At 32.6% G+C, this 15,939-nt stretch carries 11 protein-coding genes; 8 read left to right on the forward strand and 3 right to left on the reverse strand.

Features of this window, described 5'->3' with window-relative positions; translation table 11 throughout:
* Positions 1 to 518: 518 nt before the first annotated feature.
* From HN894_16040 to HN894_16075, 8 genes are all read left to right on the forward strand, one after another.
* Positions 519 to 1,058, forward strand: coding sequence for a helix-turn-helix transcriptional regulator (locus tag HN894_16040; protein MBT7144834.1), 540 nt, complete (start codon positions 519 to 521; stop codon positions 1,056 to 1,058).
* A 275-nt stretch (positions 1,059 to 1,333) separates the two neighbouring features.
* On the forward strand, positions 1,334 to 2,428 hold the full coding sequence (locus HN894_16045) for a DUF1611 domain-containing protein (protein ID MBT7144835.1): 1,095 nt from the start codon (positions 1,334 to 1,336) through the stop codon (positions 2,426 to 2,428).
* On the forward strand, positions 2,410 to 4,149 hold the full coding sequence (locus HN894_16050) for a hypothetical protein (protein ID MBT7144836.1): 1,740 nt from the start codon (positions 2,410 to 2,412) through the stop codon (positions 4,147 to 4,149). Before HN894_16045 ends, HN894_16050 begins: the two co-directional genes overlap by 19 nt.
* A gap of 522 nt (positions 4,150 to 4,671) precedes the next feature.
* On the forward strand, positions 4,672 to 5,463 hold the full coding sequence (locus HN894_16055) for a class I SAM-dependent methyltransferase (protein ID MBT7144837.1): 792 nt from the start codon (positions 4,672 to 4,674) through the stop codon (positions 5,461 to 5,463).
* A 457-nt stretch (positions 5,464 to 5,920) separates the two neighbouring features.
* The gene (locus HN894_16060) at positions 5,921 to 6,769 is read left to right on the forward strand and encodes a glycerol acyltransferase (GenBank protein ID MBT7144838.1); all 849 of its coding nucleotides are present in this window, start codon (positions 5,921 to 5,923) and stop codon (positions 6,767 to 6,769) included.
* Positions 6,726 to 7,550 carry a class I SAM-dependent methyltransferase gene (locus HN894_16065; protein ID MBT7144839.1) on the forward strand — a complete coding sequence of 275 codons (825 nt, stop codon included), beginning with the start codon at positions 6,726 to 6,728 and terminating at the stop codon, positions 7,548 to 7,550. The genes HN894_16060 and HN894_16065 overlap by 44 nt, the downstream gene beginning before the upstream one ends.
* 409 nt (positions 7,551 to 7,959) lie before the next feature.
* Positions 7,960 to 9,954, forward strand: coding sequence for a hypothetical protein (locus HN894_16070; GenBank protein MBT7144840.1), 1,995 nt, complete (start codon positions 7,960 to 7,962; stop codon positions 9,952 to 9,954).
* A gap of 266 nt (positions 9,955 to 10,220) precedes the next feature.
* Positions 10,221 to 11,609 (forward strand): Gfo/Idh/MocA family oxidoreductase, encoded by a 1,389-nt coding sequence (locus HN894_16075; protein MBT7144841.1) that lies wholly within the window; start codon positions 10,221 to 10,223, stop codon positions 11,607 to 11,609.
* Between the two features lie 404 nt (positions 11,610 to 12,013).
* Here the strand turns inward: HN894_16075 and HN894_16080 are convergent, their stop codons facing one another.
* From HN894_16080 to HN894_16090, 3 genes are all read right to left on the reverse strand, one after another.
* Complete coding sequence (locus tag HN894_16080; protein MBT7144842.1) at positions 12,014 to 12,646, reverse strand: hypothetical protein; 633 nt, start codon at positions 12,644 to 12,646, stop codon at positions 12,014 to 12,016.
* Positions 12,647 to 13,175: 529 nt separating this feature from the next.
* On the reverse strand, positions 13,176 to 13,919 hold the full coding sequence (locus HN894_16085; protein ID MBT7144843.1) for a hypothetical protein: 744 nt from the start codon (positions 13,917 to 13,919) through the stop codon (positions 13,176 to 13,178).
* 301 nt (positions 13,920 to 14,220) lie between these two features.
* Positions 14,221 to 15,843 (reverse strand): T9SS type A sorting domain-containing protein, encoded by a 1,623-nt coding sequence (locus tag HN894_16090; GenBank protein MBT7144844.1) that lies wholly within the window; start codon positions 15,841 to 15,843, stop codon positions 14,221 to 14,223.
* Positions 15,844 to 15,939 lie beyond the last annotated feature (96 nt).

Genomic DNA, 15,939 nt, shown 5'->3' on the forward strand with positions numbered 1-15,939 from the left:
AAGATGTGCTTGCTTACCCATTTCAAACAGCCTCATATACTATTTATTCACAACAGTGTTTATTTTAATTGTGTTCATGAGCTCCCTTTGGTCGGTTCTGTTCGTCAGTACCGGATTTTGTAGTCTCGCTTCCTTCAGATGTAGCTTCGCAGCTACCACCCTTGCGACTTACTAACAGGCTTCACCAACTTGCCTGTGAGAGACTTTCACTCTCTGGAAATATTTAATGCCTACCCAAATTGAATATCAATTTTTATTTTCCTAAAATAATTTGTATTTTTCAAATTTTTCTTGAACATTAAGGTTGGTGTCTGCGTAGGCTTTTGCTGGGCAAACACGGTAAAGTGCATGCCGAAGGTAGTGCTAATTTAGAAATAAATGTATAGTAATTAAGATGGTGCAAATTAAGAAATATAGTAGTAAAAATGCTGCAGGGACCATAGCCGAAAAACCTTGGTGGTAATAGTGAAAATCAATATGAAAGGTAAAGAATTTCTATGAAATTATATATCAAATACATGGTTAGTCTTCGTTGCAAAATGATGGTAAAAGAAGAGTTGAAAAAGCTGGGGTTAAAATATATGGTTGTAGATCTTGGAATGGCTGAAATTAATGATGACATAACAATGGAGCAAAAGAAATTGCTCAAAAAAAACCTTCTCAAATCCGGACTGGAATTGTTGGATGACAAAAAAAGCATCTTGATAGAAAAAATAAAAAATGTAATAACTGAAATGATACATTATACAGATGAATTACCTAAAGAAAACGATTCTGATTATATCAGCAAAAAATTAGGCTATGATTATACCTATCTTGCTAATATATTTTCAGAAGTCAATGGTATTACTATACAGCATTTCATAATCGTCAACAAAATTGAAAGAGTAAAGGAATTGCTGTTATATGATGAATTAAATCTTACAGAAATTTCATATAAATTACACTATAGTAGTGTAGCCCATTTATCCAATCAGTTTAAAAAAATAACCGGTCTTTCACCTTCATTTTACAAAAAGTTGAAGAAAAAACGCAAAAACAATCTGGAAAACCTGTGATATATGTAAGATTTATACAAATACATGTAATGCTTTCAAATTTACATATTCCCATCTTTGTAATTTCGTTAATTTGATAAGTCCGCAATATTCTGCACGTAAAGGTCGGCAACCATTATTAAAAATGGTTTTGAAAAAAAAGTAAACGCAAGTTTATTCAATTAGAAACCAGTCGAATACCAAAGCCTTATTTATATTATTTTACAGTGTTTGATATGTCAATCTCACACAATGAATATATTCAATATTGGGTATATTAATTTAAATTGTAATACATGAAAGTAAAGGCGTTAGTATTTAGTGAAAACGAATTCGGGAAACTAGATGGAAAAGTAGCAAATGGACTAGCAAGACACTCTGAGAAATATGAAATAGTTGGTATTATTGATAGTACAAAAGCTGGACTTGATGCTGGAGAATATCTGGATGGAATAAAAAGTGGAATCCCAGTATATAAAAGTATGGAAGAGGCAGTTCAGAAACTGAATCTCATTCCAGACTATTTCATTTACGGGATTGCTCCTCTTGCCTCATTTTTAGACGAGAAGCAAAGACAAATTATTTTCAGTGCTATGAAAATGGGAATGAACATTGTAAATGGTTTGCCAGAATTCTTTACAGAAGATGACGAATTTGTACAAAAAGCAAAACAATTTGGAGTACGTATCCTCGACATCAGAAAAGCACCCTTGAGGAAATATTTACACAATTTTACAGGAAATATATACAATGTCAGATGCCCTGTGGTAACAGTAGCTGGGACAGATTGTGCGGTAGGGAAAAGAACGACTTCGGTTAAATTAGTTGATGGCTTGAAAAAGCTTGGGCTAAATGCCATTTTTATTGCAACTGGACAAACCGGAATACTTCAGGGAGCAAGATATGGAGTTGCAGTAGATGTTTTAAGCTCAGGCTTTGCAACAGGAGAAGTTGAGAATGCTGTTGTTAATGCTTATAAAACAGAGCATCCAGATATCATTGTAGTCGAAGGACAAGGAGCACTTAGTCATCCAGCATTTACATCATCCAGTGCTATTCATAGAGGAGCAATGCCAAATGCTGTTATCATACAACATCCACCCAAAAGAATAAATCATTGTGATTATCCAAATATACCAATGCCTTCATTAAAAAGTGAAATTGAATTAATTGAGGTTTTCTCCAGAGCAAAGGTGATTGGTATTACAATTAACCACGAAGATATGACAGATGATGAGGTGAAAAATAAGATTTTTGAGTATGAATATAAATATGAGTTGCCAGCAACGGATGTTTTAAAGTTTGGATGTGAAAAAATCATTGACAAATTATTCGAAACATTTCCTGAACTACTGAAGGTTGAGAATCTGATATGGCAACCCCAAGACTAGAGATAAACATTGGTAAAATAAGCCATAACATAAAAACCCTGAAGAAATTGTATCGTTCAAAAGGAGTTGATGTCATTGGTGTTACCAAGGCGGTATGTGGAAACTCTTCTATTGCAAATACATTTCTAAAGAATGGAATAAGTATACTTGCTGATTCCAGAATTAGCAATATAAAAAGGATGCTCACAGAAGGTGTAAAAGCTCAATTCCTTTTGCTAAGAACACCTTTACTAAGTCAAGCCGAAGATGTTGTAAAATATACAGATATTAGCTTGAATTCAGAATTATCCGTTGTTAAACGGCTATCAAAATTTGCAGTAGAACAAAATACTAACCACAAGATCATATTAATGGTTGAGTTAGGAGATCTAAGAGAGGGGATCATGCCTTATGATTTAGATCGTACCATTGAACAGATTCTAGAGTTAAAAGGTATTGAATTTGTTGGGTTGGGAACTAATTTAGCTTGTTATGGAGGTATTAATCCTGATGAGGAAAAAATGAATGTTTTATCTTCTCTTGCTACCCATGTTGAAGAAAAATTCAGGATAAACTTAGATTTTGTTTCCGGGGGAAACTCAGCTAATTACGAGTGGTTTATGTCAAGCAAGAATGTTGGAAGAATCAATAATTTAAGAATTGGGGAATCCATCTTTTTAGGACGAGAGACAAGTCATCGAAAACCAATTCCCGGTTTATTTACCGATGCATTTTCTTTAGTTGCAGAAGTAATTGAATCAAAAACAAAACCTTCAATACCCTATGGAGAAGTTTCTCAGGATGCTTTTGGAAATATTCCTGAATTTGAAGATAATGGCCAGATAAAGAGAACTATATTGGGCATTGGTTTGCAAGATGTGATGGTCTCCGGATTAATTCCCAAATTAGATGTTGACATAATTGGAGCTAGTAGTGACCATATTATTGTTAATTCAACGAAATTAGAACTTAAAGTAGGCGACGAATTAGGATTTGATATGAATTATGGTGCTTTACTTTCGGCTATGACATCACCTTATGTAATTAAAAAAACCAGTGATTATATAAATGCTCAGGAATATTGCGAATCGGTTGAGAGAAAATACCGCCAGCACCTAAAACTTCTTCAAACAATTATAATTGGAGAAAACAATACTCGTTTAATTAGTCTTAAAGATTCAGGATTTGATTTAATCTATGAACCATCAGTTCAAAAAAATTATCAATATCTGGTTAGAGAAGCAGTGCATGAAAAAATTGGACGAATTAGTAAAAAATTAGATGAGCAGGATAAAAAATTGATTATTCGCTCATCCTGGAGATCTTTTGAGCATCAACGTCTTTTATGGGAAGAAAAAGTTGTTTTCATGCAGAAAGAATATCCTAAACTTGAACTGGAAGAAATCAAAGAAAATGTTTCTTATTTCATTGCACCACCAACTAAATCATCGCATGCTACAGGAGGAGCAGTAGATGCATTAATTTATGATTTAAAAAATGACTGTGTAATGGATTTTGGCACAAATGAAGGACTTAATATTGAACTAAATGATAAATGTTACCCTTACCATCCTTTTATTCCATCTCAGGCAAAACAAAATAGAGCCTTACTTATCAACTTATTTACAGAAGAGGATTTTGTAGTTGATCTTAAAGAATACTGGCACTTTGATTACGGTAATGCAGGATGGGCTATTGAGAAAGGTGAAGAACATTCGATATATGGTATTATTACAAACTGAACAACCACTAAAAAGAAAAGCTACAACCACCGATTTAGTAGGCGGCTGACGGTATTATAGCCACCAGCACAGCTCTCACAGCTCTGCTGAGCCTGTCGAACTTGTTGCTGAGCCTGTCGAAGTACCACTAAGCGTACGGGTCTCGTACTTAGCGGTTCATTAAGCAAAAGAAAATTTGAGTTGATACTCTGATGACACATTTCTCAGTAATGGAAATAAAGAAAAAAAGACAAAAATAGTTTGCAAGCTTTCAGTATTCTTATATTTTTGCAAAAGTATTTTTAATTTAAATTAATTTTATATCAAAGTCAATCAATATTAGAACATGAACAGAGTAAAACAACAGAAATATGCACATGTTTGCGAGAATAATTTTATAAACTTAATAAATCCAATAGATGACATTATTTAATAAAACTTCACCATATTCCCCTGAAAATGGAAATAATAGTTATCCAACTAATAAAAAAATAAGAGGAAGTCTCCTCTTACACAGATGTTACAAACAATAGAGAAAGACAGATGGATAACTTTGAACACAATAGAGAAAGTTGGAACGAATTGACAACTTTACACACAGAATCTAGCTTTTATGATGTTGACAGTTTCAAGAAAGGAAAAACTTCATTAAATCATATAGAAATTGAAGAATTAGGAGACATTAGTGGAAAGAAACTTCTTCATCTTCAGTGTCATTTTGGAATGGACACTTTATCACTTGCTAGACAGGGAGCAGAAGTATTTGGAGTTGATATTTCAGACATTTCGATACAGAAAGCCATTGAATTGTCGAATGAATTGGAAGTTCCAGCAAGATTTGTTCGTTCAAATGTTTACGACATTGAGAATGTTTTAGATGAGACTTTTGACATTATATACACATCTTATGGTGCAATTAATTGGTTGAATGATCTTGACAAGTGGGCGGAACTTATAAAACGCTACTTGAAACCAAATGGGATATTTTACATGGTGGAATTTCATCCATTTATTTATACACTAAATGATAATTTTGAAATTGCTGATAGTTATTTCAAGTCAAAACCACTCGAAACAGTTGTTGAGAATTCTTATACTGACAAATCTGAAGTTTCTAATAAAAACCTAAAACATATTGAATGGCATCATAGTTTGAGTGAAGTTCTAAATAGCTTAATCACAAATGGATTGAAAATAGAATTTCTCAACGAATTCCCATATCAGGTTTATAACTGCTTTCCTAATCTGGTTGAAAATGAAAAGGGGAAGTGGGTTTCTGAAAAATATGGAGATAAAATCCCTCATATGTATTCTATCAAAGCAATGAAAATTTAGAAACTACAGTTTGTAATCGAGTAGGCGGCTGATGGCAAAATAGCCACCAGTGTACCTCTCACAGCTCTGCTGAGCCTGCCGAAGTACCACTAAGCGTACGGGTCTCGTACTTAGCGGTTCATTAAGCAAAAGAAAATTTGAGTTGATGTTCAGAAATTCTTTGTCTCAGTTCCCTTAATCGTAACTTATGGCTCAGCCACAGCATACAAGTAAATGCTACTGCCAAAAAACTTAGTGTAATAATCTGGAATATGATAACAAAATGAGCCTCATACAAACCTCCAAACCAATACCTGTTTCTCGACAAAAAAAAACTCGGGCATGCTATAATAATAAAAAACAAATTACTAAATTTGCACTAAAATCCGGAGATGTCGGATTTAATAAAAAAATGATTATGAATACTATAAATTTACGATAGTCAAGAATTAAGATAATCTTATCAACCCTGAAATATATGACAAAATTTGGTGAAGACATTAAGTATATCGACATTGCAAAGATTATTGATGAAAGCAACTCGGAAGTATTAAATAAACTGCCTGGATTTGTTGTTAAATGGATTGCTAAAATTATCAGGCAAGATGAATTAAACCGAATTTTTAGTAAATATTCAGATTATACCGGAGTCGATTTTCTTCCTAAAATAATCGAAGAGTATAATTTAAAGTTAGAAATTGAAGGGAAAGAGAACCTTCCGGAAAACGGAAAATGCTTTTTTGTCGCTAACCATCCTTTTGGTGTGATAGATGGATTAGTATTAACACACACAGTATCTGAAAAATATGGCAAGCTGAAGGCAATAGCTAATGAGGCTTTTATGTTTGTCCCCCAATTACGTCCATTGATTGCAGCGGTAAATGTTTTTGGTCGATCATCAAGAGAGTATATAAAAGCACTGGATGAAACGTATAAAATGGAAATTCCCATAACACATTTTCCTGCAGGGATAGTATCAAGGCTATATAAAGGAAAAGTACAGGATTTAATGTGGAAAAAAAGTTTTATTACAAAAGCTAATTCAAGCAAAAGAGATATAGTACCGTTCTATTTTTATGGCAGAAATTCCTGTTTGTTTTATATGGTATATTTGATAAGGCAATTGTTTGGCATTAAGATTAATCTTGAGTTATTGCTCTTGCCTTATGAGATGTTTAAAAAGAGAAATAAAACCATAAAAGTTAAGATTGGAAAACCCATGTCATATCATATGTTCGATAAATCAACATCCCACTTGGGCTGGGCACAAAAGGTGCGTTCTCATGTATATGAGTTGGGGAACAATAAATCAAAAAATAATTTCTAATAAAATAATTATGAAGTTCAATTTTCGCGAAAGCATGTTCAGATTTTGGTATAGGTATTTGAATAATGTTGATAAAAATGCTGAGATATTATTTATGAATTACGGATATAGTGATAAAGATCAAGAGATTCCAATAGATGAACAAAATGAAATTAATCGATACTCTATCCAGTTATATCTCCATTTGGTATGTGCAACAGAGATAAAAAATAAAGATATTGTAGAAATAGGTTGTGGTAGAGGAGGAGGATTGTCCTATATCACTAAGAATTTTTTACCTGCTTCTGCTAAAGGGGTAGATTTAGATAAACAGGCTGTCTCGTTTTGTAACCGCCATTATACTTTGGATGGTTTATCGTTTTTACAAGGCGATGCCCAGAATTTAAGTCTGGAGGATAATTCCTGTGATGTGGTGATTAACGTTGAATCATCGCACCGATATCCTGATATGAAAGCATTTCTGGGAGAAGTATCTCGTATTTTACGTCCCAATGGATATTTTTTATTTACAGATTTTCGATATGATAATGAATTTGAAGATATGAAGAAGGAGCTTGAGTTTAGTGGGATGAAAGTGGTAAAAGAAAGATTTATTAATAAGGAAGTTATTGCTGCTCTTGAGAAAGATGATGAACGTAAACGCAAACTTGTAAAAAAATTGATTCCAAAAATTCTTCATAAAATAGCCTTGAATTTTGGCGGAACAATAGGTTCTGAAACATATAACCAATTTGCATCACATAAATATATTTATTTCAGCTATATCTTAAAAAAGCTATAAGGTTTAAGATTAATATTTTATTTATTAAGAAACATGATTGCAAAAAATAAACTATACCCAATAAATAGAACTATGAGCGGTTGGCAAAACCAAGTCCCGATGAAAAATCGGGATTGAACGACATCCCGTATTTAATGTAACCGGCAGTTAAAAATTTGCTATATACTTTGCAAAGGTTTTGTTGCTCTTTTCAAATAGAACTTATGGGTTAAAAATCTTTTTATCAACGAAATTTCTTCAAGTATTTATTTTTTCTCATATTTAGGGGACTTCTAAAAATAGGAAATTTCAAGGCGCAAAAATTTTTGAAACCGCAGTTTACTATTGTAAATGAGGATTTCAAAATTTTGAAGCAACGAAGAAATTTGCATTTTTAGAAGTTTCTTTAGTATTTTAAATTTGACATAAAATGAAAACAATATTAAGAGTAATTTTTATCATAACAATATATCAGTGTTTTAATATTCAAAATGCTCAATCACAAGAGACTACAAGGTGGGCATTAACAGACGATGGAGCTATAGAATGGCAAGTAAAAAAGGATGATTCTCATATGGATCATATAGAAATGAGTGGATTATCTTTGTCAGCAATTGTTCATTATGGCGTGCAAAACGGAAAATTAAAGCAAAAAATTCATTTAGTTTTTCCTAAACTAAGAACTATTCCTAATGACACACACGCCAGTCTTGCACACGAAATAGACTACGAAGGTTTAGGTCAAATAAGAGTTAATGGACAGATTATAACTGAAGAACCGGAAGAATTTTATATCAAAGGAATATTATGCTATCAATCTAAAGCAACTGAAGGTCTTGTAATTAAACATAAATTATTCCCTTCAACTGATAAAGCCCTATTTATAGACAAGATTGAAATTATTAATCCAACAAAGCAAACCATCAATGTTGAACTCCCAAAAATTAATTATTTCTATACAACTGATGCAGATAAAGGGGTAGATGGAGCATATTGCATAAAAGTAGTTTCTAGCAAGCATGGCTATTATAAATTAAATGCTCTTGAATCTTTCGATTATTCATTAATTTATTCGGGACAAAATGAAAATACAGAAGTGGCTTATGTTTCACCAAATTACGAATTGAAGAAACGTAAAAAACTAATAAAAGAAACTTTTTCCGATTTAGTATTTGAATCTCCCGATGAAATACTAAACAGAGCTTTTGCATTCGCAAAACTAAGAGCAGTTGAAAGCATTTTTGACACTAAGGGAGGATTAATGCACGCTCCAGGCGGTGGTCGCTATTATGCTGCAATTTGGACAAATGATCAAGCCGAATATGCAAATCCATTTTTTCCATTCCTCGGAAATATTACAGCAAACGAATCTGCCATGAACTCATTTAGGCATTTTGCTAGATTTATGAACACTGAATACAATCCAATTCCCAGCTCAATTATTGCGGAAGGAACAGACATTTGGAATGGTGCCGGAGACAGAGGCGATATGGCAATGATTGCCTATGGAGGCTCTCGCTTTGCATTGGCTTGTGGCAATGAAAAATACGCTCGTGAACTATGGCCACTAATAGAATGGTGTCTTGAATATTGCAGAAGAAAAGTAAATAAGGAAGGTGTTGTAAGTTCAGATAGCGACGAATTAGAAGGTAGATTTCCTGCCGGAAAAGCAAACTTAAATACTTCCTCATTATATTATGACGCACTGATTTCGGCAGTTTACTTAGGAAAAGAACTGAATATTGAACAGAATATTCTGGACAACTACCAAAGTCAATCTATGGAAATAGAAAAATCTATAGAAGATTATTTTGGGAGAAATATTTCCGGATATGAAACCTATAGATATTATAAAGGGAATGATGTTTTGCGTGCATGGATATGTACACCTCTTACAGTAAATATCTTTAATAGAAGCAAAGGCACAATTGACGCTTTGTTTTCTCATAAACTTTGGACAGAGGATGGATTAGCATCAGCTTCAGGAAGCATAACCTTTTGGGACATAGCAACACTATACGCATTACGAGGTGTATTTGCAGCCGGCGAAACTAAGCAGGCTATGTCTTTCCTTCTACATTATTCCAAAAGGAGATTATTAGGTGAGCATGTCCCCTATCCAGTAGAAGCATACCCGGAAGGAAATCAGAGACATTTATCAGCTGAAAGTGCTTTATATTGTAGAATATTTACGGAAGGAATTTTCGGCATTCGCCCTATCGGTTTCAATACATTTTCATTCTCACCAAAACTACCTGAAAATTGGGATTCAATGGCATTAAGAAATATTAAAGCTTTTAATCATAGCTTTGATATTGAGGTGCATAGAAAAAAGGACAAATTGTCTATCAAAGTATTATCTAATAATGAAATATTTTTAGAAAGACTTATTGATCATAATGAAATTATTAAAATTGAGCTTTGAGCTATTTTGCAATCTGTTAGTAATTAAACTATTCCAAACCAATAAGCGTTGGATAATCAAGCATCAACAGATGATAAAGCCTTTGCTAGTTCACAATACCTAACACTTTTTATAGTTTGCTTCCTGGTTTGAAAAATGCTAAAAGAATTTATATATGTTTTAATGAAAAGGAATATTTATTCAATAAAAAAACCATAAATTTGGAAGCTTTTTGATAGACTGATGTGAATGAATAAATGAGAAAATTGAAAATAAAGAATAAAAAAATGAGAAAACACACTATTGTAGTATTTATTAGCATTTTAGTTCTACTGAATTCATGTGGAAATAACTCAAAACCAGAACCTTCAATTAAAAATATTGCAGGAGCTTTAGAACTTTTTTCAGAACCTGAACGGCCTGATGGGCAAAAAGATGTAATCGAACTTCGATGCGAGCCTATCCAAACGATTCGAATAGCATTTATAGGCCTTGGTATGAGAGGGGCAGGAGCTATTTATCGATACACATTTTTAGAAAATGTAGAAATTGCAATACTTTGCGACCCGGTGCAAAAGAATATTGACAAATGCCAGCAAATTCTGAAAGATAATAATTTACCAGAAGCTGATGTATATATTGGCGAAGATGATTGGAAAAAAATCTGCTTACGAGACGATATTGATTTAATTTATGTATGCACACATTGGGATTTGCATACCCCCATAGCTGTTCATGCTATGGAAAACGGGAAACATGTTGCAATGGAAGTTCCGGCAGCTCTAACTATCGATGAATGTTGGCAGTTGGTAAATACTTCCGAAAAAACCCGAAAACACTGCATGCAACTAGAAAATTGCAACTACGACTTCTTCGAAATAGCAACACTAAATATGGCACAAAAAGGTCTTTTTGGCGAAATAGTTCATTGCGAGGGTGCATATATACATGATTTAAGATTTCTAAATTTTGATGAGGAAGGATACTGGAATATGTGGCGTTTGAAACATTTGGAAAAAGAAGATGGGAATACTTATCCTACGCATGGCTTTGGTCCTATCGCACATATTTTAAATCTTCACAGAAGCGACAAAATGAATCATCTGGTTTCCATTTCAAGCAATCAGTTTGGAATGACAGAATATGCAAAAAAGAAATTTGGGGATAATTCCGAATATGCAAAAAAAGACTACAAAAAGGGAGACATAAATACATCGATAATAAAAACAGAAAATGGGAAAACTATAATGTTGCAACACGATGTAACAAGTCCACGACCATATAGCCGTTTACATTTAATTTCCGGTACAAAAGGTTTTGCCCAAAAATATCCTCAAAAAGGGATAGCACTTGAACCGAATGCTCATCATTTTTTACCAAAAAACCAATTAGACTCATTGTTAGAACTTTATGCACATCCTATTGTAAAAAAAATAACAGAAAAAGCCAAAGAAGTAGGCGGACATGGCGGCATGGATTTTATTATGGATTACCGCCTGATTTATTGCCTTACACAGGGCTTACCATTAGATCAGGACGTTTATGATGCAGCAGAATGGTCATCAATAATCGAACTTTCTCGCAAATCATCAGAAAATAATGGAATGCCAATAAAAGTCCCGGATTTTACTCGTGGAGCATGGAAAAAAATAAATAAAGTTACTTATTACGAATAATACAATTTTTTTGACTGAAGATTTATAACTTAGTTTTAATAATACAGTAGTTTTCAACTATTTTGCTATAACATACCATGCTAGCACGGATTTGCAATCCGTGCAGCAATTATTGCTATAATTTAGCAATTTTACCTGTTTGTCATCCAAAGGTGATCATATTGATAATATATGCTTATCAGGTTCAAGTATTTTGTTGTAAATAGAAAATTAAATTTTCACAATTATTCAAAACATTGAATTACCACTTTCTGAGTGTTCTTTTACTTCAATCAAGTCCCAAAACCAAAAGGAATATAAACAAAAAAGCCGGCTTTTTGCCAGCTTTTCTTATTTCAAAATAGACTACAACTAAGCGTAGTTTCAAAACTACGCTCACCCACTAACCTTTTCAACAATAGCCTTTACTTCTCAACATTATACCTTACTAATCTTTTCTCACTAATAATCGGACTATGTATATAAAAATATGATTGAAGCACTTTCCCAACATTGTTAGAATATAAGTTATTTAGAAATCTTGGATTTTCTACCCCGATTATTTGTTGTGGTGTGGTAACTGTTCCTTTAAAGTTTAATACTTCAAAATCTCCGGCTGGAACGTTGATTGGATCAGACAATATTTCCATCTGGTAGGTAAGTGTATATAATGTATCCTCATTCAATACTTCTGTTTTCGAAGCTAGAATGTTAGAAAAATTATCTTCCGAAAATCTAATTTCACCTTTGTCATTTACTATATATCCACTTGAATCTCTTAAGATGTCTAAAACACCCCAGGAAATTCCATTATTCGGATAATTTGTCCCTTCCAAAACAAAATACTGAAGATTATTGATAATTGTGTCTCTGCTTATTATTACACTATCAATTCTGTCTTTTTCAATTTCATTTCCTAACGAATCAATGTCATAATGAACATAAACCCAATAATTACCAATGTCCAATGGCAAATATTCTGATTTGTTAACTGAGTCATTTTTTTTGCACGAAGCAAAAAAAGTAATCACTAATACTAAAAACAATAATTTTCTCATTTCAAAAATTTTAAGTTAAACAACTAAATTAAAACGAGTAAATTTTTATCATAAGCTTTATATTATTTGTCCTTGAAACGAATATTGATATAAAGTATTGTTATTATCTGATACATTTATTGTTTTGAATGCCGCAAATTTGTAACTTGTGGCTCTGCCTATAAAAAAGCCCGCCGAAGGATGCAATCTTTGCAAAGCGGGGAAGCATTCAAATTTACGTGCGACAAGTTGTAATATATAAATATGTTTTTGCTATATTGTAATCACACCAGTTGGAAACTACGCTGAGACATTACTATGTTGCAAAAGTGTAGTTTTAAAACTATGCAGAGCCGGGTTATTTCAAAAGGTTTTGGTGAAAAAAAACCAATTATCACAAACGAAACTGAAAGCGGGAAGCAGAAAAACAGAAGAGTAGAGTTTACTATTTTGAAGAAATAGAATTGCTAAAATTAGAATCACGCAAGCTTTAGTTTTTGAAAACTTCGAATGAAAAAAAGAGGAGATGCAATTTTTGCTTGACGGGGGATTATAATCCTTTTGCATACTGTGAAAGAACATAATCAATTTCTCCCAAAAATAGCCCTTTATCCTTAAGTCTTCTACTAATTTCTTTTATTGGTAAACCGTTTCTAAACCATTCTCTTACCAGAGATAATGCTTGATCAAGATTTATTTCCATATGGGTAGGAAATGAAGATATCATATTCGATGGTCTTATTTTCTTCTTTATTAAGTCAATATCATGTTTCAATTGCATAAAGTCTTTCCTTTCATCGCTAACTTCCATACTTTTAGATTTGTTAACTTCTAAAAATGTTGGAGGAATAGCATCTTCTGGACTCTCTATAGTTTCTTTCAAAGCCTTAGCTATTTTACTTTGAAGTATTTCTCCCCAATCTGGAAAATTTTTGTCATATTCAATCACCCTTAAACTTCTTAAATCAAAAGGTACATCATCGATTGAAGCAGTAACAAGTATAGCTGGTTTTGTAATAGCATGAGCTAATCCTAATTCATATAAAACATTTGGGTTTTTATTTGTCAAGTCCGCCAATATTATTTTGGCTTCATTTGTGAATCTCCAAATGTCATTAACAATGTTTCCAGGTCTATATATATCATCAGCTCTTTTTGCTTCAAAACCAGCCTTTTCAATGGCAGGAACATATACTTTAAAATAATATTTATCAAACCATCCACCAAAAGGCATTATGGTAAAACATATAGGATTTTTTTCTTCAAGTTTTGAGGTTTCTTCTTTCTTTTTCATTTCTTTTTTTAGGCTATGTGTGTTTTTATTCACGGATTGCACATCCACTTTAGCTGGGTTAAATCTTTCACGCTTGTGCGGATTTGCAACCAGCTGAAATATATTTTATCAGTTTCAAGTATTTTGCATTTATCAGACATTATGCAAAGATAAAAATTATTTTTTAGATTTTTGCTTAGTTTAGTTTTGATAGTAGTACGGATTGTAAATCCGCAATAGCAGTCTGCATAGCCGTTTGAGCAGGGGTAGTTGAAATTTACAAATGAAAAAAACGAAGATGCAATCTTTGCTTGGCAGGGTTTTATTCCTTCACCACTAAACTTGTTCTTATTTTATCATCAAAGTAAACCTTTACTAAATACAATCCTGATGGTAAGTTGTTGGTTTCAATTTTTATTCTTAGTCCTGAAACAGCTTTGCTAATCAAAGCTTTTCCATTAATATCAATTATCTCAATATTTACCGTACCCAAATCAGCTTGCTCAATTATTAAATAATCATTAAATGGATTTGGATAAATATTAAAACTTGTTTGCAACCTATCATTAATTCCAATATCAAAGGTTTTACAAAGAAAATTGTCATCTATTAGTATTTCCAATTCAGAATTCGGTGCTAGACATTGAAAACACAATTGATTATTATTTATTCCGTCTTCATATGCTCGATTTAGGTTTACAGTGTGAGTTTGTCCGGGAAGAATTTCGAGGTCGGAGAATTTTTGATAAAAAAAGTTTTGTGCGCAATTAAAACCTCCGTGCAAATCAGAAAAAACAGCAAAAGAAGCTATAGTATCATTTCCATTGTTTTTAATCGAAAGCTCAGTATTGAAGCTATAACCTATTACCAATGAATCATCAAGAAAATAACCATATTCTAGTACAATACTATCAATGTCGAAATCTATTATTTCAATATCCGGGAGAACGACATTATCAATTTCTCCATCAGGTGTTTGAAAATTGTATATCCCAATCTGATTTGTATAGGAATTTCCTACGAAAGTATAGCTATTCCCAATTACAATAAAATCTAAATCATTCATTAAAACCGGAAATTCCAATGTGTCGGGGTTTGCAAAATCTTGAAAGTTTAATAGTTTAATACTATCATAAAGAACAAGTTGAATCCATAAGCTATTCTCATAGAAATTCATTTTTTTAACAGTGCTTAAACTTGTGATAACCGTATCAATAATAATTAAACCCGTGTCTATCCTTATCAGATATTGGTCAACCAAACTAAACACAGTATCATTATTTATTAGCAACTGATTAATTGAATTTGAGAACTGGATTGAGTCAATTAATACTAACGAACTATCTGATTTGTAAATTTTATTTTGAGTATGAATTAAATAAGAGGTAGGGCTAATAGCATATATGGCATTTATTTCAGAATCTAAATTAGGCTCGTATTCATGAATTTTTGTACCGTAGATATTTGATTTGAAAATCGAATTAGTGGAACTGACCAAAATAGTTCCATCAGAAGCTATGTCAATGTTTTTAGGTTCATAATTTAAAGAAGAATACTCATGTGGTACTTCCGGATAACCAATACTAAAAATCTCGTTTCCATTTTTATCATATTTCGAAACAATTATTTGATCTAATCCGGCGATACAGCCAACTGGTATGTATCCGGCCGAATAAATGTAATTCGAATCAGTATAGATTATGTCATGCCGTCCTTCAATATTCCAAAGTTTCTGTCCGTCTGTGTTATAAGCAAATATATTAGGATAATGGCAAGAAGCATCACTTAAGAATCCGCTAAAAAGAATTATTGAATCCTGAAATAATTCTTTATCAGTTACATGAGAAATGTTGTAATCCGAGTCATCAACAACCTCATTCCAAAAAGTTTGGGCATTCACTAAAATTGAAACTAATATAAAAATAGCAGTTATAATTCTTTTCATATTTCAAGTTTTTATTAAAAGAGATAGTTATTCCAGCATTGGTTGCACTGATACGGACACTCAAACTCACACGGATTTGTAATCCGTGTGATCATA

The organism is Bacteroidota bacterium (assembly GCA_018692315.1).
Classification (GTDB): Bacteria; Bacteroidota; Bacteroidia; order Bacteroidales; family JABHKC01; genus JABHKC01.